Below are 19,414 nucleotides of genomic sequence, written 5' to 3' on the forward strand. Positions count from 1 at the left end.
AGAACCGAGGGGGTTGCATCCGCGGCGACGGTGTGGAAGCGGCGGACATCGCCCGGACGCACGGCGTGGTCGATCGCGACCCGACCATCACCTGCTCGAGGCGGCGAACAGATCTCCCCCGGTCTGATCCAGCAGCGTGCGGGCTGCGGCGCGTCCCGACTCGACGAGCCGATCGAACTGGTGGAACTCGAGGAAGCCGACGCCCATCGAGTGCGGCGTGATCACCCAGGCGCCGAGACGCTGCGCCCCCGCGGCGTCGCCGCCGTTGATCATGAAGGTCCGCATCATCGTCTCGCCGAGCGGCGGGATGCGCACCGGGGGCGGCGGCTGTCCCGGCGCGGCCGGCGGCCTGCGGCTGCCGGCCGAGATGTTGACAGCGATGATCGGCCCCTCCGCGCGTTCGGTGACGGTGTCGACCGGAAGGTTGTCGAGGACGCTCCCGTCGATGAGCAGACGCCCCTCGCTGACGATCGGGGTGAACACCACGGGGATCCGTGAGGTGGCTCTCATCGCGTCCACCAGGGGTCCGGAGCGGTGCACGACGGCGGAGCGCGTGATGAGGTCCGTGCTGACGCATCGGAACCCGCGCGGCAGCTCCTCGATCCGCCAGTCGCCGTAACTGCGCGCGAGCGACCGCTGCACGCGCCTGCCGCGGATGAGCGACGTGCGCGGCAGCCCGTAGTCGCCGAACACGTCGTGGCGCACGAACTCGCGGTACGCGGCGTCGCCGACCTCGGCCGCGCTCACGCCCGTGGCGTACAGGCCGCCGATGACAGCGCCCATGCTGGTGCCGGCGACCCGATCGACATGGATGCCGGCGGCCTCGAGTTCGAGCAGCACCCCGATGTGGGTCAGCGCACGCGCTCCTCCCCCGCCGCAGACGAGCGCGAGCGACCGACCGGCGAGCCGGTCGACGAGCCCGCGCATCCCCGGCGGAAGTCCTGTGGCGGCCAGGTCACCCCGGCCGACCTCGCTGAAGCGCCAGGGATCGACGGCGTCGAGCCAGACCTGTCGCGTCTCACGTGCGACGCCCCGCTCCGACGAGGCCACGAGCACCAGTTCGGGACGGGTCGGCGAGAGCGGCACGCCGTCCGGCGGCTCCTCGCCGGCGGCGACCAGCACGACCGCGTCGGCCTCGCGCGCACAGCGGGCCGCCCATTCCGCGTCGCCGCCCGGCGCGACCAGCAGCACCAGCTGATGCGTCCGCTCCGCACGATCGATCTCGTCGGGCGTGTGCGGCTCGTGCATGGCGGCGACCCGCAGATGCACGGAGAGTGCCCGTTCCAGCGCGGCCGCGACGTCTCGGACCGGGGCGCCCGCGCTCGCGCCGACCACAGCCACGAGACTCGGGCGAGACGCCCGGGGCGCGGTGGGTGGACTGGCATTCGCGAGCTGGTGGGCCAGCGCGGTCACGAGCGCGGAGAGCGCGGCCGGATCCTGCCCGATCGCCTCGTCGAGCACCGCGCGCGGGACCTCGATCAGCCGGCAGTCGCGACGCGCCCGGATGGACGCGGAACGCACCCCGCCCGTGAGCAGGGCGAGTTCGCCGATCACCGCGCCCGGCCCGAGTTCGCGCACGACCCGCCCGCCGATCACCACCTCCGCACGGCCGGCGAGAAGCACGAACATGGACGACGCCGGATCGCCCTGCCGCAGCAGCCACTCCCCCGCCGCCACGGTCCGGTGCGGCGCCGTCTGCTCGATGCGCTCGCGGACGGCCGCCGGGAGCCGCGCGAACAGCGACTCCTCGACGGGTGGAAGCTCGCGCCGCAGCAGCACCGATCGCTCGGCATCCGGTTCGTGAAGCCGTGACGGGTCGATCGGCTCCGGGCCCCCGTCATCCGTCGGCGGACGCACCCGTCCCATGAAGAGCGTGATCACGGCTCCCGCGACGAAGGATGCGATGCACAGCTTCCACCCGTCGCGCAGATCGTCGACGATCGTCATCGCGGACGGGGTGCCGAGGATGACCACCAGCAGCGCGACGCCGATGGTCCCTCCGATCTGGCGTGCGCTGGAGATCACCGCTGAGGCGGTCGCATACCGCCCGCCCGGCTGCGTGACCAGGGTGGACGCCGCCAGCAGCGGCAGGGTCGCGCCGACGCCGACCCCGCTGATGATCTGGCCAGGGAGCCATTGCAGCCAGAAGTCGGGCGTGACCTCCACGACGGTCAGATACCACACGTACCCCAGAGCCCACACGACGAAGCCCGTGGCGATGATCCACCGGTAGCCGTACCTCGCCGCCACCGGCTCGAGCAGCCCCGCGGTGATCGCCGCGACGATCGCACCGGGCACGAGCGCGAGACCGGCATCCAAGACGGAGTACTGCCACACGTACTGCAGCCACAGCACGTTGGTGAGCATGTAGGCGAAGAAACCGACGCCGGCGACCAGCGTCACGATGTTGGCCACGAGGAACGGCCGGTTGCGCATCATGGCGAGGTCGAGAACGGGCACGGGGTGCCGCATCGAGCTGGCGACGAACGCCGCGAACAGCACGACCGCACCGCCGACGACGAGCCACAGCGTCACGCTCGACGCGCCCCACTCGGATCCCTTGATGATCGACAGCGTGGTCAGTCCGAGAGCGCCCGCGAGCAGGACGGCGCCGCGCAGATCCGGCATGCGCCGACGACCCGGTGCCCGGCTGTTGACGAGCAGGCCGCGGCCGAGCCACCAGGCGAGGATTCCCAGCGGCAGATTGATCCAGAACGCCCACCGCCAGCCGCCCGCTTCCACCAGGATGCCGCCGATGGGTGGTCCCAGCCCGGCCGCGACGGCCGCGGCGGCGGCCCAGAGCCCCACCGCCCGCGCACGCCTACCCGCCGGCGCCCCATCGATCACGACCGCCAGCGAGGCCGGCACGAGCATCGCCGCACCGAGCGCCTGCACCACCCGGGCCACCACCAGCACCGCGACCGACGGTGCCGCCGCGCACACCAGGGATGCCAGCGTGAACACCCCCACCCCGATGAGATACAGCCGGCGGCGGCCCATCACGTCGCTGAGCCGTCCGAACACGATCATGAACGACGCGAACACGATGTTGTAGGCGTTGAGCACCCACGAGATCGTGCCGATGGACTCGTCGGGGAAGTCCTCCCGCATGCTCGGGAACGCGATGTTCACGATCGTCGCGTCGAGGAAGGCGAGCAGCGCACCGAAGGACGCCACGAGCAGGACCGTGCGTCCGGGGACGCGGCTGCGACCGGCCGCCGGGCGCGATGCGCCGTCGTGCGGTGGGGAGCCGGTGCCCGCACGAGACTCGATCGCCATGTCGCCAAGGATGCGGGAGCGCGCACGCCGAAACCTCAGTGATCTCACGGATCTTTTCCGCGCGCCCGCCCGCGAGGCTGGGATGACCTGAACCGACGAGGAGCCGTGCCATGTCATCTCAGCCGTTACACGCCGCTCGCCGGCGCGTCGTCGCCGTAGCGGTGGGAGTGCTGGCGCTGGTTGCGCCGCTCGCCATGGCGGTCCCCGCCGCGGCGGCGCCCGCCGCGAAGCCCACGTCGATCAGCGCGGTCGCCCGCACCGACCCGGGGATCGCCTCGCAGCTGTCGAGCGTCCCCGCGGCATCGATGCCCGGGGTGCTCGCCGCGATCGACACGCCGTTCGAGATCGAGGTGTCGCTGTGGAGCGGTACCATCCCCGCCGGCTACCCGACCGCCACTGATGTGATCCTCACCGCCCCGGGCCCCGGCGGGCTGGCGGTCACGCGGGCGACGATCCCCGCGGGCGCCTCGAGCGCCACGATCAGCACGTCCTACTCGGCGGTCTCCGCCGCGCTGCGAGTCAGCGTGCAGACGGTGAACAAGAAGTCCGTCCTCACAGCGGTCACGGCATCCTTCCCCGTCGATCTCGCTCTGAACCTCCTCGACGGCCAATCGGCCGCGCTCAAGCAGGGCGTCGCAGGCGCCGACGGCACCGGCTGCGCCACGGTCGATGCCGCGCACCCCATGTGCGGCGTGCTGGCTCTGCCGCGCGGAGCGACGGGCACGGTCGCGCTCTCACTCGGCGCCTGCCCCGCCGGCGACACGTGCCGGCCCGGGGCTCTCGTCACGCAGTTCCTCGCCGACATGACGGATCTGTACACCCGCACCGCCCCGGCGCGGATGACGATCGTGTGCGACAAGTCGGTGTGCGGCCAGGGTGGCGTGTCGCAGTTCCGCGCGCTGTGGTCGCAGACGGCGACCGGCGCGCTGGCGACCACGCCGGCCTGTCCGGCGAAGGGCGTCATCGGCCCGGATCAGGAGTTCTGCACCGACACGACCGCGAGCACCCGCGACAACGCCGGAGACCTCCATCTGGTCGTGCTCTTCCTCAACGATGTCCGGGGCACGATCAAGTAGCCGCCGACCTCAGCCGACCACACCGAGCGACTCCAGGAATCGCCGAGACGCCGCCTGCAGCTCGGCGTCCCGCGTCGCCTCGGCGAGAACCAGCCGCAGCAGCGCGGGTTCGTAGCCGCCGTAGTTTCCGGTGGTCTGGGCGAGCCCGGCCCGTGCCGCGGCCTCGGCCGCGTCGGCGTCGCCCACGGCGATCAGGGTCTGAGCCCGGATCCGGTGCAGGCGGGTCAGCGTCTCCGACGCCTTCGTCTGCGCCGAGGCGATCGTCCGCTCCAGCAGCTCCAGTGCCTCACCGAACCGGCCGGCGTCGGCGAGCGACTCCGCCTGCGCGGCGTCCAGCAGTGCCACTTCCGTCGCCAGGTCGAGCCCGGCGAGGACGGCGCGCGCGTCCCCGAAGGTGGTCGACGCGCGAGCGTGGTCGCCGGTGCCCGACTGCGCCCGGGCCTGCTCGCGCAGCGCCAGTCCGACGAGCTCCTCGTCATCCACGCGCCGCGCGAGCTGCAATGCCGCCCCCAGCTCCGGAAGCGCGTCGCCGTGCCTGCCCTGCGCGACGAGCACGTCCGACCTGTTGTATCGCGCGGTCGCCTCATCGGCCTCGTCGCCGAGCCGGTGGAAGCTCTCGGCGGCGCGCGCGAAGGCCTCGATCGCCTCGTTCCAGCGGCCTTCGTTGTAGGCGTCGATCGCGAGGTTGTTGAGCGTGAGCGCCTGACCGCTGAGGTCGCCCAGCTGCTCGTACAGCCGCAGCGCGATCTGCCCATAGGGTCGATCCTCGCTGAGCGTCGACGCGCCGTACGACAGGTGGAGCGCGTTGCACGCGTTGGCGAGGATCTCGTCGTCACCCGAGGCCTCAGCGAACGCGACGCCTCGCCGCCCCCATCGCACCGCGGTGTCGTCACGACGCTGCAGATGAAGGCAGAACCCGTACCAGGTGGCGATCCGCGCCCGCACGCCGTCCGCCGCCGCGCTGTCGACGCCGTCGAGCACCCGTGTCGCCCGGCTCAGCTGCGCGAGCGCCGAGCGATAGCGTCCGAGCCGGAGGGTGATCCGGGCTTCCCTGTGCATCACTTCGGCGGTGGCGACGGCGTCGCCGCGCAGGTCGCGGCGAGCCCGGCGCAGGGCGGCGAGGGCGCCGCCGGAGTCGCCGGCCATATCGAGGCACTCGCCGAGGGCGGTGGCGGCATCCGATCGGCCGTCGGGAACGCGCGGCAGCTGCGATGCGCTGTCGAGCGCCCGCGCGAAGAATGCGGCGGCCTGCGCGTATGCGTACTTCGCCCGGGCGTCCTCGGCGGCCTGCACGGAGGACGACCATGCCTGCTCGTGGAGACCGGCCGCGTGGAAGTGGAGGCTCAGCAGGTCAGGGCGCGCGGATCGGTCCCCTGCGGCCTGAAGCGCGATCGCGACGCGCTCGTGCATGCGCCGACGCAGCCGGAACGGCAGTCCGGCGTAGGCGACATCGCGCACCATGGCGTGCCGGAACTCGAGTTCGCCTCCCTCACCGGCGCGCACGAATTCGTGCAGGCGCGCCGAGATGTCGTCCGGCGTGATCGCCTCTCCGCCCACCGCCGCGAGCGTCTCTGCATCGAACCGCGCACCGAGTACGGCCGCGAGGCGCAGGAGGGTGCGATCGGCGGGGGCGAGCCGGTCGATGTCGACCAGCAGGAGCGCCTCGACCGAATCCGGGAGATCGCCGCGCACCGCTCCGCCTCTCGTGCTCGCAGCGAGCGACGCGAGGAAGAGCGGGTTGCCCTGGGCCCGATCGGCCATCGCGGCGAGCGTGTGGCGGCTGGGACGCGACGTGCCGCTCGCGGCCTCGAGCAGTTCCCGGGCGGCATCCTGCCCGATCCCGCCGAGCGCGATCCGACGATCGCCCTCGCCTGCGCCGGTCGGCACATACCCCACGGCGATGTCGCGGCGCGTGACGACGACGCACCACGGGTGCCGCGCCACGACGCTCTCGAGGCGCTCCATCAGCGCAGCCGACGCCTCGTCCATCAGATGGGCGTCTTCGATCACCAGCAGCGCCGGCTCGGACAGCCGTGCCACGAGGAGGTCGATCGTCACCGCTTCGATGCGACCACGGCGGAACCGCGGATCCAGCTCATCGACCTCGCGCGTCGACGGCACGTCGAGGTCCAATACCACGGCAAGCAGCGGCAGCCACGGACGCAGCCGGGGCGCGTCCTCCCACACGGTCGCCGTCAGCCGCGCGGCGGCGGAGGCAGGCTCATCGTGTGCCCCGATGCCGACGACCTGTCGCACGAGCATCCCCACAGCCGCGTAGGGGGTCGCCGTCTGGTAGTCGCTGACGGCGACCTTCAGCACCCGCATCTGCGCCGGGGTCGAGATCTCGGCGACGAGGCGCGACTTGCCGATGCCGGCCTCGCCGGCGACATCCACGACGGATCCGCGTCCCGCCGATGCCGACGACACCGCGGCCGCGAGCACCGCCGATTCCGCCTCCCTGCCGACGAACGGCGGGGCGTCGTCGTCGCGGCCGCTCCGCGCGCCCGTCACGAGGACGGCGTGGACCGGCTCCCGCTTGCCCTTCACCGCGAACGGCGCCAGCGGCGCCGTCTCGAACGCGTGGCGCAGTCCTCCCATCGCGCCTGCGGTCGCCACCACCTGCCCGGGCTCCGCGCGGCCCAGCAGTCGCGCGGCGAGGTTCACCGGGTCGCCCTTGATCGAATACGTGCGCCGCACCGCGGGACCGATCTCGCCGGCGAAGACGTGACCGGTGTTCACACCCACCCGGACGCCGAGCGCACCGCGGACGTCTGCGATGTCGCGGGCGGTGCGCAGCATCCGCTCCGCGTCACGGCCGACGCTGCGCGGCGCCCCCGCCGTGAGCATGATCTTCGCGCCGTCCACGGAGATGTCGGACTCGAAGAACGTCGCTCCGTGCCGCAGGCAGGCCCGCTGCACGGCGCTGACGGCCGCCTCGACGGCCGCCACGGCGTCGTGGGGGTCCGCATCGCCATCGCGGTCGGCCAGCAGCGCGTCCAGACCGGTGAACTGGACGAATCCGATTGCGACCGGCCGATGCTCGGGGTCCGTCGCGCCGGCCCGCAGCTGATCACGGATGCCGGGCGGCAAGGTGTCGGCGAGCTCCACAGGCACGGACGGCACCGGGACGGACGGCACCGACACGGGCGGCAGAGGCCTGGGCGCAGGTGCGGGCGTCGGCGCAGGTGCCGGCACGGACGCAGGTGCCGGTCCCGGTGCCGGCACGGACGCAGGTGCCGGCGCGGTTGCGGCATCCGCTCGCGGAGACGACCGCAGCGCGCGGGCGACTTCTCCGTCCACCTCCACGGCGGCGCCGCAGAGCCCGCGGGGCAGCCGGGCGGCGGCGGCGCCGCTCAACAGGATCTGTCCCGCCGCGCACGCCTGCTCGACGCGTGCGAGGCGGCTGATCTCCGGCCCGGCGACGATCAGCTCACGGTGGCTGGCAGCGTCGCCCACGAGGAAGAAGTCGAATCCGTGGGCCACGGTTCCGCCGTCGGCGGTGTGGACGCCGATCGACATCCGCAGCGGCGCCGACGTTGGCATGCCCGTGCCACGGGTGCGCACGAGGTCGCGGAGAGCCCCCCGCATCCGGTGCGCCGCGCGGGCCGCGCGGGCGGTGTGATCGTCGCCGCGGAAGAACAGGAGAACCGCGTCGCCGCCCCACTTGAGCAGATCGGCACCCTCGGCGAATGCCGGCTCCAGCAGTGCGGCGAAAGTCTGGTCCAGGGTGTCGCTGAGAAGCTCCGCGCCGATCCGGCCCTGTCGCGTGAGGCGCTCGGTGAGCCGCGTGAAGCCCGAGATGTCGGCGAAGGCCATCGTGCCCGGCAGCCGCTGGTGCTGCCGGCCGGGGGCGGCGACCAGCCAGTCCGCGACGAGACGCGACGCGTACGGCGCCGCCGGATCACGAGACACCGAGCCTCCCCCGCTCTAGACTCTGCGCAAGAGTCTTGGGGAGTCGCTGTGGGGGCGACAGGGGGACGATGGCATGCACACGACGACGCGCCACGCTGCCGTGACGCCCGCGCTGCGCGGCGTGTTCCTCGGCCGCGACGCCGAGCTCGCGCGGTTGAGCGAAGCCCGTGCGACCGACTCCGGCCGCTTCCTGCTGGTGCTCGGAGAGGGCGGCATCGGCAAGACCACGCTGCTGTCCGCAGCGGTCGCGCAGCTGTCGGAGGGCCGCACCGTGCTCCGCGCGTCGGCCGACGCGATGAACCGGCGTCGGTCGCACGGGCTGCTGCTCGAGGCCTTCGCCCCCTTGCTCGGTGATGAGGACCGGAGCCTCGCCTCTCAGCAGAACGAGCACGCGATCGGCGAGAGGCTCCTGTCGGTGATCGATGTGGTCGCGGCCGGACCGACCGTCATCGTGCTCGAAGACCTGCAGTGGGCGGATGCCGCGTCCCTCGGCCTCCTGACGCGACTGAGCCGCACGCTCGACCAGCTGCCGCTCGTGATCCTCGGCTCCATGCGCACGCAGGCGTCGCACGACACACCCGCGGAGCTCGATCATCTGCTGAGCGTACTCAGCGAGCGCGGCCAGCTGGTGGCTGTCGAACTGGGTCCCCTCACCCCGCCGACCTGCGTGGCGATCACGGAGCGGATGACGGGCGGGCGGGTGGGAGGGGTGCTGGAGCGTTACGTCGGAGCGGCCGGCGGCAACCCGCTCTTCCTCACGGAGATGATCCGCGCCCTGGTGCGTGACGGGGCCATCCGGATCACCGCCGACGGTGAGGCGCTCCTGGACGCTCCGGTCGGCCCCTCTCCGTCGCTGGGGATGGTCATGATGCGACACCTCAGTCATCTGAGCGCCCAGACCCGGGAGTTGCTGACCACGGCCGCGCTGCTGGGCACGCGGTTCTCCGTGGCGCAGCTGCGGGTCGTCGCCGATCAGCCGATGAGTGCGCTGGTGCCGCTGCTCCGGGAGTCCTTCGCTGCGGGATTCCTCGAGGAGGCCGAGCCCGACGTCCTCGGATTCCGTCACGAGCTCATCCAGGCAGTGCTGGTGCACGACCTCCCCGCGGCGGTGCGTGGCCAGCTGCAGCGCGAGATCGCGGTGCGGCTGGACGCGGCGCACATGGCGCCCGCGACGGTCGCCGCGCACCTGCTGCAGGCCCCGACATCGCCGGAGGACCACGAGTGGATGCTCCGTTTGGCGCAGAGCACGGCGGCGGTCGCACCCACCACGGCAGCAGAGCTGTGGGAGAGGGTCGTGGCGACGAGCACCCCGGGTGATCCGGCGAACGTGCGCGCCCTCGCCGGCCTCTCGCGTGCCGCTCTCAGCGCCGGCCAGGCGGCGCACTCGAGCGCGCTCGCCGAACGGGCGCTGCAGCACGAGGTTCCCCCGGATGTGCTCCCCGGCCTCTCCGCCGCCTACACCCACGCGCTGATGCAAGAGCACCGCAACGACGCGGCGCGCGACGAGGCGGAGCGCTACGCCGCGTCTCAGGTGCTGGAGCCCGCCGATCGCGCCGCCCATCTCGCCTTCGCGGGGTGGCCGCGCTTCATGCTCGGTGACCTGTCCGGCGCGGAACGGCTCGCGCGGGAGGGCGCCGCCCTGGCCGCCCAGGCCGGCAACCACGGCGCCGAGGTGCTCGCCCTCACGCTGCACGGGCAGATCGCCGACCTGCGGGGCGACCTCGATGACGCGATCGCCCTCCTCACGCGGGCCACCGAACTCGCCGACAAGCACGCGTCGTTCGCCTCGATCGAGTCGTTCCCCCACGCGCTTCTCGCACTCGCCCTGGCGGACGCTGGTCGCACCTCCGACCTCCTCGGGCTCCTGCAGCGCGGACTCCAGGTCTCGGAGATGCTCGGGTACCGGACGGGCGTGCTCGCCGCCCACGCGTTCGGCGCGCAGGTGCGCAGCCACGTCGGCAACCTTTCCGACATCTCTGCGGAGCTCGACGCCCACCGCGACCTGGTCGGCTCGATGGACGTGCGCATGAGCGGCCCCGTGACGGGCCTGCGGGCGTGCGTGGTCGCGCGTCAGCACGGGCCCGACGCGTCGCGCGAATGGGCGGCGCTGCTCGACCCGCTTCCCGACCGCGCGCGGTGGGCCGGGCGCGGACGCAGCTGGATCTGGCTGGGCCTGAGCCAGCCCCACCGCGCCCGTCCGGACGACGACGCCGTCTTCACCGTGCTGTCGCAGGGCTGGGAGGAGCTGCGCGACGCCGACATGCTGATGGACTGCGCGGAAGTCGCCCTCGGTCTCGTCGACGCCGCGATGATGGCGGATGCCGCGCCCCACGCGGTCGCGGGCACCCGCGACCGTGCTCACGAAGTGGTCGACGTGCTGACCGCGCTGGCCGCCCGCAACCCTGGTGTCTCGCATCTGCGCGCCACCGCGCTGGCCGTCCGCGGACGCGCGACCGGCAGTGCAGAGCTTCTCGTCGAGGCGACGCGCATGCTCGCGGACGGACCGCGTCGCCTCGATCATGCCCGGACGGCGGAGCTCGCGGCGCAGGCGTCGACCACCCCCGAGGACGAACGCCGGGTGCTGGCCGAGGCATCCCTCCGCTCGTATTCCGACGTGGGCGCCGACCATGACGTCATCCGCGCCCGCGCCGTGTTCCGTCGTGCGGGGATCCCGATCCGCAACCAGCCCCGCACGCGGCCCATGTTCGGCTGGGAGGCCCTCACCCGCACCGAGGAGCGCATAGCGGGCCATGTGGCCACCGGCGCGACCAACCCGGAGATCGCTCAGTCGCTGAGCGTGTCGCGCCGCACGGTGGAGACGCACGTGTCAAACGTCCTCAGCAAGCTGGGCCTGCGTTCCCGCACCGAACTCGCCCTCTACATCGCCCGACGATCCGACGACGCGGGACAGCACGGCTAAGAGATCGATCCATCCGCAGAACGGCAGCGCCTCGCCATCGTCCCCGACGCGGCCCGCCGGCGGATCACTGCTGTCGACCCAGATCTCGATGCGCACCTGCCCAGCGTCACACCCTGCGCCGCCCGGCAGATCCGTGAGTTCACGGAACTTGGGCGCGGCGAGCGCCGGACTGCCGGCACGGGGACGAAAGCCACCCGCAGCGGAGGTCTTCTCGTGTGGCCGGCGTGCGTGGACTGAGCCGAGAACAACTGAGGGTGCGGGCGGTCGCCGCGATCTCCGAGGCCGGCCTCACTGCTCCGCTCGACTGAAGCGGGCGAACCTCTGCCGGTCCGATTGGCTCCCTCGCGCTGTCTCTCTTCGTTCGCCGGCGTCCGTCATGTGCGCCGCCTCCGCGCTGACGAACCCGTGAAGTGCGCTCCGCGTGGGCAGATCGACCCAGAGCCGGATGCTTCCGGTCTTCACCCCGGCACCGTTGACGATGGCAGCGCCTCCGATCCGGTCCAGGAAGGGCCGAATCTCCGCCGCCACATCGGCCGGCAGATAGCCCACACCCCGCCCGTTCGACACCACGGCGATGTTGACCGACCCTCGGGAGCTGTCAGGCTCGCATCGAAGGACGTAGGGGCGACGCTCACGCCCCTGACGCTCGCGATCGTTGACGAGGTAGTGAGTGCGTTCCAAGGCGACAGAGCGCGACTCCAACCGACGCAGGTCTGGCAGGTCATCATGACGACGGACGCGCCCGGTGACCGCATGGACAAGCTCTTCCCACCATCCGGACATGAACGCCCTCTCTTCAGCCCGGTGATGCCGTAAACGAGCGGGAACGCTCGGTGACCCCACCAGCACCGATCCCGGGCCCAGCGTCGCGGCGATTGCACCGCTCGTTCGTGTCTGCGTCTCCACGACCTGACGGTACGCCCCCAACATGTGCGCCTCACAGGTTCCGCGAACTCCGCGCGCGGCGCCGGCCACGACCGATGCCGTCGCGCCGATCGAGCGTCTCTCGGCTGCTGCCCCGCCGGCGTCCGGGGTCTTGCCGCTTGCCGCCTTCCTGTGGGTTCACCGTGACGCCGCGGGAGGCGGCGTCTCACGGGTTTACCCTGAGAGCAGATGGCCCGGACTTCGTCATTGATGCGACACGATCTGTGCGCGCTTCACATGACAGGAGCACAAGATGGCCGTCTCTCCTTCCGCATCGATCACAGCATCCGTGCGGTCCGCGACGCCGAATCACTACACGGAACTGTCGCAGATGGTGATCCGAAGCGGCCTCATGCGTCGTCGTTACGGCTATTACTGGACGAAGCTCGTCGCGGCCCCGATCGCCATCGCGGGTGTGCTCACCGGCCTAGTCCTGATCGGCGACACCTGGTGGCAGCTGGTGACGGCAGCCGTGCTGGCCGTCGTTCTCACGCAGGTTGCCATGCTCGGGCACGATGCTGCACACCGGCAGGTCTTCCGGTCCGGTCGGTGGAACGACTGGACCACTCTGGTGATCGGAAATCTCCTTGTGGGCATGAGCTACGGCTGGTGGCAGCACAAGCACACACGCCATCACGCCAACCCGAACAAGATCGGCAGCGATCCCGATATCGAACTCCCTGTCATCGCGTTCACGCCGGAGCAGGCGGACCGTCGGCGCGCCAGCCGCAGCGGACCACTGCGCTGGTTGATCGCTCACCAGGGGGTGCTCTTCTTCCCGATCCTGCTGCTGGAAGGTCTCTCGCTGCACGCATCGAGCGTGCGTCGTGTGTTCTCGCGAGAGCCGCTGCGTCGCCGTCCGATCGAGATCGCCTTCCTCGCCGTCCGGATCATCGGGTTCGTCGCACTCGTGTTCCTGGTGCTGTCGCCGGGGATCGCGTTCGCCTTCATCGGCGTTCAGCTCGGGGTGTTCGGTGTCTACATGGGTATGGCGTTCGCTCCGAACCACAAGGGGATGCCTCTCGTCCCGGCCGACGTGAAGGTGGACTTCCTCCGTCGTCAGGTGCTCATGAGCCGGAACATCCGAGGCAGCCGACTGCTGGACACGGCCATGGGAGGGCTCAACTATCAGATCGAGCATCACCTGTTCCCGTCGATGCCCCGACCGCATCTCCGCCAGGCGTCCACGATGATCCGGGCTTACTGCCGGGAGAACGGCGTGGCGTATACCGAGACGGGTCTCTGGCAGTCGTACGGACTCGTAGTCCGCTACATCAACAGGGTGGGGCTCGGCGAACGCGACCCCTTCGAGTGTCCGCTGCTCCAGCATCGGCAAACCGTCTAGCCGGATCCGGCAAGCGGCGGCACGCCGGCGCGGTCAGAAGACCAGTCGCCCGGCGATGATGTCGGCTGCGACGACGCCGATCCGAGCCTGCGTGGAGCGGGCGTGACTCCGGATTCGCGCGAACGCCTGATCCATGTCGATGTTGTGCCGTTGAGCGAGATATCCCTTGGCTTGCTCGATCACCACCCGGCTGTCCAGCGCACGCTGGAGCTGTGCCTGCGCGAGTTCGGACTCCTCGACCAGCACCTCGAGACGATCCAATGCCCGGCGCAGGAGCGTGACCGAGACGATCGCGGCCAGCCCACTCATACCTGCAAGGTCGGAGTCGGACAGATCGCGCGCGCCGGCCGAGTAGATCCCGATCGACCCGATGCTCACCGTCCCGACGAAGGGGGGAAAAGCGTAGAGCGACCCCACCTCCAGTTCTAGGAGCGCCGCGCAGGCTCCCGGCCAGCGTGCTCCGCCTTGCGCTCGCAGATCGGCTGCGGCGACCGGGCGCCGCGTACGAAGCGCCTCCCACGACGGACCCTCACCGAGGTCGATCTGGATCTCGTCGATCCGGGCGGTCGTACCGACTCCTTCAGCTGCAGATCGAAGACGCATGCCTCTGGTCCGCCCGCGTGTGTTGCTACCCGCGATCGCGGCGCGCGTCAATGGCGTACGCGATCGACGCGACGGTGTGGTGAGGTTGCCGGTCTCACCTTTCAATGTCGAAACGTTCGGTCAAGGACGGTCCAAGCGCGAGAGAACATCCAATCCGGGTTTCCGCTGGGGGTCCGGGACAAGGGGCATGACATGTCGGAGATGGTTGCCGCCGAGGGCGTAGCCGAGCTGCGCCGTCCCGACGTCTGGGCGCTGCTGGAGAGCGTGCGACGCGCTGATGCGCGGATCGGGAGGCGCCGGTCCCGGGCTTCTGAGCTGAGCGAGACGGAACGAGCCGCAATGCGGTTCCTTGCGGAGAGCGGACAGACTTCCGAGGTGACCGCGACGATGATCGTGGCTGCGTTGCGTCTCGCGGCTCCGTCGGGCACCGCGCTGGTCGACCGGCTGCGGTCCCGCGGCCTCGTGAGGGTCGCCCGCAGCCCTGATGACCGTCGCAAGAAGATCGTCCGTCTGGTCGACGACACCGTGAACCCGGACGATGTCGACCCGCTCACCACCGCCCTGCGCGCAATCGCCTCCGGTCTGACGCTCGGCGATGCGCATATCGTCGCCGGCTTCCTGCAACAAGTCCTGGTCGCCATTGCTCATGCCGATGAGACCGCGTCAGCGCCGGCGCTCACGTGAAAAGTCGATGCCGGCAGCCGTCGCCCGGCGAACGCCGGTGCGATCCCCTAGAGGCGTCTCACGTAGATTGCAACGCCCGCCTCATCCTCGATGTCGAGGCGGTATTCCTCGCCGCGGAACCACGCTGCGGTGGGGACCGACCCGTCGGACTCCCGGTCGAGGATTTCGATGCCGACAGTGACGCGGCGGCGGCCGCCGGCAACCACCTCGTCGAATCTGGCCTTGCACGCGTTCGGCGGTTCCATCCACCGAGCGTACGCCGCCGTCGCAGGGCACGGCTCGAGCGCGAAACATCCGCGGTGATCGCCGGCGTTCGTGTGGCGACGCGCTCGGTTCCTGAGAGCGTGCACATGTGAGGGCCCTACCGTCACAAGATGAGCAGCGGATCCGATCAGCCGAATGACCAGGCGCCGGACCAACGGGGGGCCGCTCGCGACAAGCGAGGGGCGGAGGCCAGAGCGGAGGACCGGCACGCGGACAGGTCGAAACCTCCAACCCCGCTTCAATCCCGTGCGAAGGAACGCCTCCGCTCGCTGAAACCAACCGACATCCCGTCGCGCGCGCCAGGCGATGATGCACAGGATCCACCCGAGTCCGCATAGGCATCCGTCCCACGAAGACGGCGATGCCCCCAGAGCGTGGAGATCGGGACACGAACCCCGCGCACGGGCATGGGTGCCAGGACTTGGTCCCGTTTCTGGTCCCGAGCCCGATCAGACGGGTGCAGACACCTCGAAACGAGGGTAGATTCTGCTGCGGAATCCTGCGAAATTTACTGCTGGGGTACCTGGACTCGAACCAAGAACAACTGAACCAGAATCAGCCGTGTTGCCAATTACACCATACCCCAAGGCTGTCAGCCGAAGCCGTGCCGAGGAATGAGTCTACGCGACGCCGGCACGTGCTCCAAACCGAGCCGTCACCCGCGCGCGTCGACCAGCGCCGCCAGGCGACGGATCGACGCGGACTTGCCGAGCAGCTCCATCGACTCGAAGAGCGGCGGCGACACGCGGCGTCCGCTCAGCGCGACGCGCAGCGGACCGTAGGCGACGCGGGGCTTGAGGCCCAGGCCGCCGTCCTCGACGGGCGACACGAGCGCGCCGGCCAGTGCGTCCTGCACCGCGGCGGCGGTGAACTCCGTCTCGGGCACGACCTCGAGGGCGCCGACCGAGGCGATCAGCACCTCGTTCGCGTTCGCGGGCAGCGACGCCAGTGCGTCCTCCTGGTAGGCGATGGAGTCCGAGAAGAGGAAGCCGAGAAGGCCCGGCGCATCGCCGAGCAGCTGCATCCGCTCCTGCACGAGCGGGGCCGCCGCGGCGAGCATCGCCTGCTGCGCGGGCGTCGGCGACTCGTCCACCACGCCCGCGGCCGCGAGATAGGGCACGAGGCGCGCGGCGAAGTCGGAGGGCTCGAGCATCCGGATGTGGTCGCCGTTGATCGACTCGGCCTTCTTCTGGTCGAAGCGGGCCGGGTTCGGGTTGACGTCGACGATGTCGAAGGCGGCGACGAGCTCCTCCAGCGAGAAGACGTCGCGGTCGGGGCCGATCGACCAGCCGAGCAGCGCCAGGTAGTTCAGCAGCCCCTCGTGGATGAAGCCCTTCTCGCGCTGCAGGAAGAGGTCGGCCTTCGGGTCGCGCTTGGAGAGCTTCTTGTTGCCCTCCTCGCCCAGCACGAGCGGCATGTGCGCGAAGCGCGGGATGAACGTCGTGACCCCGGCATCCACCAGCGCACCGTAGAGCGCGAGCTGGCGGGCCGTCGACGGCATGAGGTCTTCGCCGCGGATGACGTGCGTGATGCCCATCAGCGCGTCGTCGACGGGGTTCACGAAGGGGTACAGCGGCACTCCCCCGGCGCGCACCAGCACGAAGTCGGGGAAGGATCCGGCGGGGAAGGTCACCTCGCCGCGGATCAGGTCGACGTAGGTGAGGTCCTCGTCGGGCACGCGCAGCCGCCAGGCCGGCTCGCGGCCCTCGGCGCGGAACGCGGCCTTCTGATCGTCGGTGAGGTCCCGGTCGAAGTTGTCGTAGCCGAGCTGCTTGGCACGGCCGTTGGCCTCGTTGCGGGCGTCGATCTCCTCCGCGGTCGAGTAGCTCTCGTACACCGCACCCGACGCGATGAGCTTGTCGAGCACCTCGCGGTAGATGCCGTGGCGCTCGGACTGGCGGTAGGGCGCGTGCGGGCCACCGACCTCGACCCCCTCGTCCCAGTCGATCTTCAGCCAGGTGAGCGCGTCGAGCAGCTGACGATAGCTCTCTTCGCTGTCGCGCGCCGCGTCGGTGTCTTCGATGCGGAACACCAGCTTGCCGCCGTTGTGACGCGCGTACGCCCAGTTGAACAGCACGGTGCGGACGAGACCGACGTGCGGCAGGCCCGTGGGCGACGGGCAGAAGCGGACGCGGACATCGGCACCGGCGGCGGTCGTGGTGCGGGGATCAGGCGAAGAAGACATCGCCTCCGAGTTTAGTCAGCCGCCGCCGTGGGCATCGGCGGCGGCTGCGCGACCGGATGCCGCCGTCACAGTCGGAGTGCCGGCTCGGCGATGAGGCGAGCGAGGGCGTTCAGCGTGGCGCGCACGGCGGGCACGCGTTCGGCGCCACGAGCGGTCACCGTGTGGATCGTGCGCTGCTCACCGGCGGGCAGCGGCACGACCGCCACTCCCGGGAGTTGAGGGAACGACTCGACGGCCATGCGCGGCAGCGTCGCCACCCCGATGCCCTGCGCGACGAGCCCTTCGACGGCGACGAAGTTGTCGGTCTCGAACGCGATGCGGGGCGCGAAGCCCGCGCGTCCGCACAGTTCGAGCAGGTGGCCGCGGCACCGCGGACAGCCGGCGATCCAGTCGTCGTCCGCGAGGGCGCCGACCTCGACCACCGTGCTCCCCGCCGCCGGGTGCCCGACAGGCACGACCGCGAGCAGCTCGTCGGTGCCGACCACGGTGACCGCCAGCCCCCGAGCGCTGCTGCCGTGCGGGTCCTCGCGGTCGCCCGGATAGCTGAAGGTGAGGGCGATGTCGGTGCGGTCCTCGCGCACCGCGTCGACGGCTTCGGGCGGCTCGGCTTCGACATAGGTGAGGGAGATGCCCGGATGCCGCTGCGCGAGGTCTGCGAGCAGCCGCGGCACGATCGTGGGCGAGGCCGAGGGGAAGCCCATGAGGCGGACGCGCGCCGCGCGCAGGCCACGGAGCTCGGCGAGTTCGCCGGCAGCGGCATCCAGGGCGGTCGTCACCGCCGGCGCGTGGCGCGCGAGGATCCGGCCGGCGTCGGTGAGGCGCACGCTCCGGCCGACCCGCTCGACGATGGGCACGCCGAGGCGCTGCTCGAGTCGCTTGAGCTGCTGGCTCACTGCGGGCTGGCTGTAGCCCAGCGCCGCCGCGGCCCCGGTGATCGACCCCGCGTCGGAGACCGCCTTGACGACGCGCAGCTCGCGGGCGTCGAACCCCGGGTCGTCGTCGAACGCATCGGTCACACCGGAATCATAACCAGACGTGATGTCTCTCATGGAACACCTGCCGTAGACGTGACGTGTGAACACCGCGACCCTGGAGACATGTCCGTCATCGCCTCCTCGCCTGCCATCGACGCCGCGCGCCGCGAGTTCGACGGCGGTCGCGACTACCTCGCCGCGTGCACCGTGGGCCTGCCCACCCGCGCCACGCGCGCCGCCGTGCGGGCCGACCTCGACGCCTCGGCGTCCGGACGACCGGATCTCGCGGCCTACGGCGCAGCGGTCGAGCGGTCGCGCGCGCTGTTCGGCTCACTCGTGGGCGTCGGCGCCGAGCGGGTCGCGATCAGCTCCCAGACGTCGGTCGCCGCGGCCACCGTCGCCTCGGCCCTGCCGGACGGCGCCGAAGTCCTCGTGCCGGAGGGCGAGTTCTCGTCGGTCGTGCTCCCCTTCGTCCACGCCGGGCGCGGCATCCGTGTCCGCACCGCTCCCCTGCGGGAGCTCGCGCACCACGTGCGACCCGAGACGGCGCTGGTGGCGTTCTCCGCGGTGCAGTCGGCGACCGGCGAGGTGGCCGACGCCGGCGCCGTGGCCGCGGCTGCTGCCGCCCACGACGCCCTCACGCTGTGCGATGCGACGCAGGCGGTCGGATGGCTGCCGGTCGAGGCATCCGCCTTCGATGCCGTCGTGTGCCACGCCTACAAGTGGCTCTGCGCGCCCCGCGGCGTGACGTTCCTCACCGTCTCGGAGCGCCTCGCCGCACGGATGTCGCCGATCCACGCCGGGTGGTATGCCGGCGACGACCCGTGGGCGTCGTGCTACGGGCCCGACGTCGAGCTCGCGCGCGACGCGCGGCGGTTCGACGTCTCGCCCGCGTGGCAGGCGTTCGTCGGTGCGGCGCCCGCGCTGGAGCTGTTCGCGGCCCTCGCGCCGTCGGAGCTGCACGCGCACGCGACCGGGCTCGCGGCGGCGTTCCGGCGGGGCCTGGGCGTCGCCGAGCCGGAACGGGCGTCGGCGATCGTGACGTGGACCGACAGCGACGGCGCGGCGCTCGCCCGGCTGACCGCGGCCGGCATCACGGCATCGGGCCGCTCGGGCCGGGCGCGTGTGGCGTTCCACCTCTTCAACGACGAGGACGACGTCGATCTGGCCCTGGCGGCGCTCGGTCGCTGACGCCCACGAGGCGCCCGCGGGCGCCTCCGCCGACTGCGTAGACTGCTGACGCGGATC

General features: G+C 71.4%; 12 protein-coding genes and 1 tRNA gene. 5 read left to right on the forward strand and 8 right to left on the reverse strand.

What is annotated here, in order from left to right; translation table 11 throughout:
- Positions 1-87: 87 nt before the first annotated feature.
- Positions 88-3,279: an MFS transporter gene (locus tag IM770_RS03485; RefSeq protein ID WP_203579695.1), complete on the reverse strand. Its 3,192-nt coding sequence runs from the start codon at positions 3,277-3,279 to the stop codon at positions 88-90.
- Between the two features lie 110 nt (positions 3,280-3,389).
- Here IM770_RS03485 and IM770_RS03490 point away from each other — a divergent pair, with 110 nt between their 5' ends.
- Positions 3,390-4,355 (forward strand): hypothetical protein, encoded by a 966-nt coding sequence (locus IM770_RS03490; RefSeq protein WP_203579696.1) that lies wholly within the window; start codon positions 3,390-3,392, stop codon positions 4,353-4,355.
- 9 nt (positions 4,356-4,364) lie between these two features.
- Here the strand turns inward: IM770_RS03490 and IM770_RS03495 are convergent, their stop codons facing one another.
- On the reverse strand, positions 4,365-8,267 hold the full coding sequence (locus IM770_RS03495; RefSeq protein WP_203579697.1) for an AAA family ATPase: 3,903 nt from the start codon (positions 8,265-8,267) through the stop codon (positions 4,365-4,367).
- 73 nt (positions 8,268-8,340) lie between these two features.
- On the opposite strand from IM770_RS03495, the gene IM770_RS03500 reads away from it, so the two are divergent.
- Positions 8,341-11,187 (forward strand): helix-turn-helix transcriptional regulator, encoded by a 2,847-nt coding sequence (locus IM770_RS03500; protein ID WP_203579698.1) that lies wholly within the window; start codon positions 8,341-8,343, stop codon positions 11,185-11,187.
- A 288-nt stretch (positions 11,188-11,475) separates the two neighbouring features.
- Here IM770_RS03500 and IM770_RS03505 read toward each other — a convergent pair whose 3' ends face one another.
- Positions 11,476-12,093, reverse strand: coding sequence for a hypothetical protein (locus IM770_RS03505; protein WP_203579699.1), 618 nt, complete (start codon positions 12,091-12,093; stop codon positions 11,476-11,478).
- Between the two features lie 271 nt (positions 12,094-12,364).
- Here IM770_RS03505 and IM770_RS03510 point away from each other — a divergent pair, with 271 nt between their 5' ends.
- Complete coding sequence (locus IM770_RS03510; RefSeq protein ID WP_203579700.1) at positions 12,365-13,456, forward strand: fatty acid desaturase family protein; 1,092 nt, start codon at positions 12,365-12,367, stop codon at positions 13,454-13,456.
- Positions 13,457-13,489: 33 nt separating this feature from the next.
- Here the strand turns inward: IM770_RS03510 and IM770_RS03515 are convergent, their stop codons facing one another.
- Complete coding sequence (locus IM770_RS03515; RefSeq protein WP_203579701.1) at positions 13,490-14,164, reverse strand: GAF and ANTAR domain-containing protein; 675 nt, start codon at positions 14,162-14,164, stop codon at positions 13,490-13,492.
- A gap of 87 nt (positions 14,165-14,251) precedes the next feature.
- Here IM770_RS03515 and IM770_RS03520 point away from each other — a divergent pair, with 87 nt between their 5' ends.
- Positions 14,252-14,743, forward strand: coding sequence for a MarR family winged helix-turn-helix transcriptional regulator (locus tag IM770_RS03520; protein ID WP_203579702.1), 492 nt, complete (start codon positions 14,252-14,254; stop codon positions 14,741-14,743).
- A gap of 47 nt (positions 14,744-14,790) precedes the next feature.
- On the opposite strand, the gene IM770_RS03525 is transcribed toward IM770_RS03520, so the two are convergent.
- From IM770_RS03525 to IM770_RS03540, 4 genes are all read right to left on the reverse strand, one after another.
- Positions 14,791-14,988 (reverse strand): hypothetical protein, encoded by a 198-nt coding sequence (locus tag IM770_RS03525; protein WP_203579703.1) that lies wholly within the window; start codon positions 14,986-14,988, stop codon positions 14,791-14,793.
- A gap of 533 nt (positions 14,989-15,521) precedes the next feature.
- Positions 15,522-15,593: transfer RNA gene (locus tag IM770_RS03530), tRNA-Gln, on the reverse strand.
- A 69-nt stretch (positions 15,594-15,662) separates the two neighbouring features.
- The gene (gene gltX / locus IM770_RS03535; protein WP_203579704.1) at positions 15,663-17,192 is read right to left on the reverse strand and encodes a glutamate--tRNA ligase; all 1,530 of its coding nucleotides are present in this window, start codon (positions 17,190-17,192) and stop codon (positions 15,663-15,665) included.
- Positions 17,193-17,257: 65 nt separating this feature from the next.
- Entirely contained in the window at positions 17,258-18,208 is a 951-nt protein-coding gene (locus IM770_RS03540; RefSeq protein WP_372430629.1) for a LysR family transcriptional regulator, read from the reverse strand.
- 81 nt (positions 18,209-18,289) lie between these two features.
- Between IM770_RS03540 and IM770_RS03545 the strand changes: the two genes are divergently transcribed.
- Positions 18,290-19,357, forward strand: a complete 1,068-nt coding sequence (locus IM770_RS03545; RefSeq protein WP_203579706.1) for an aminotransferase class V-fold PLP-dependent enzyme — start codon at positions 18,290-18,292, stop codon at positions 19,355-19,357.
- The last annotated feature ends 57 nt before the right edge of the window (positions 19,358-19,414 follow it).

Origin of the sequence: Microbacterium hibisci (assembly GCF_015278255.1) — a bacterium.
Classification (GTDB): domain Bacteria; phylum Actinomycetota; class Actinomycetes; order Actinomycetales; family Microbacteriaceae; genus Microbacterium; species Microbacterium hibisci.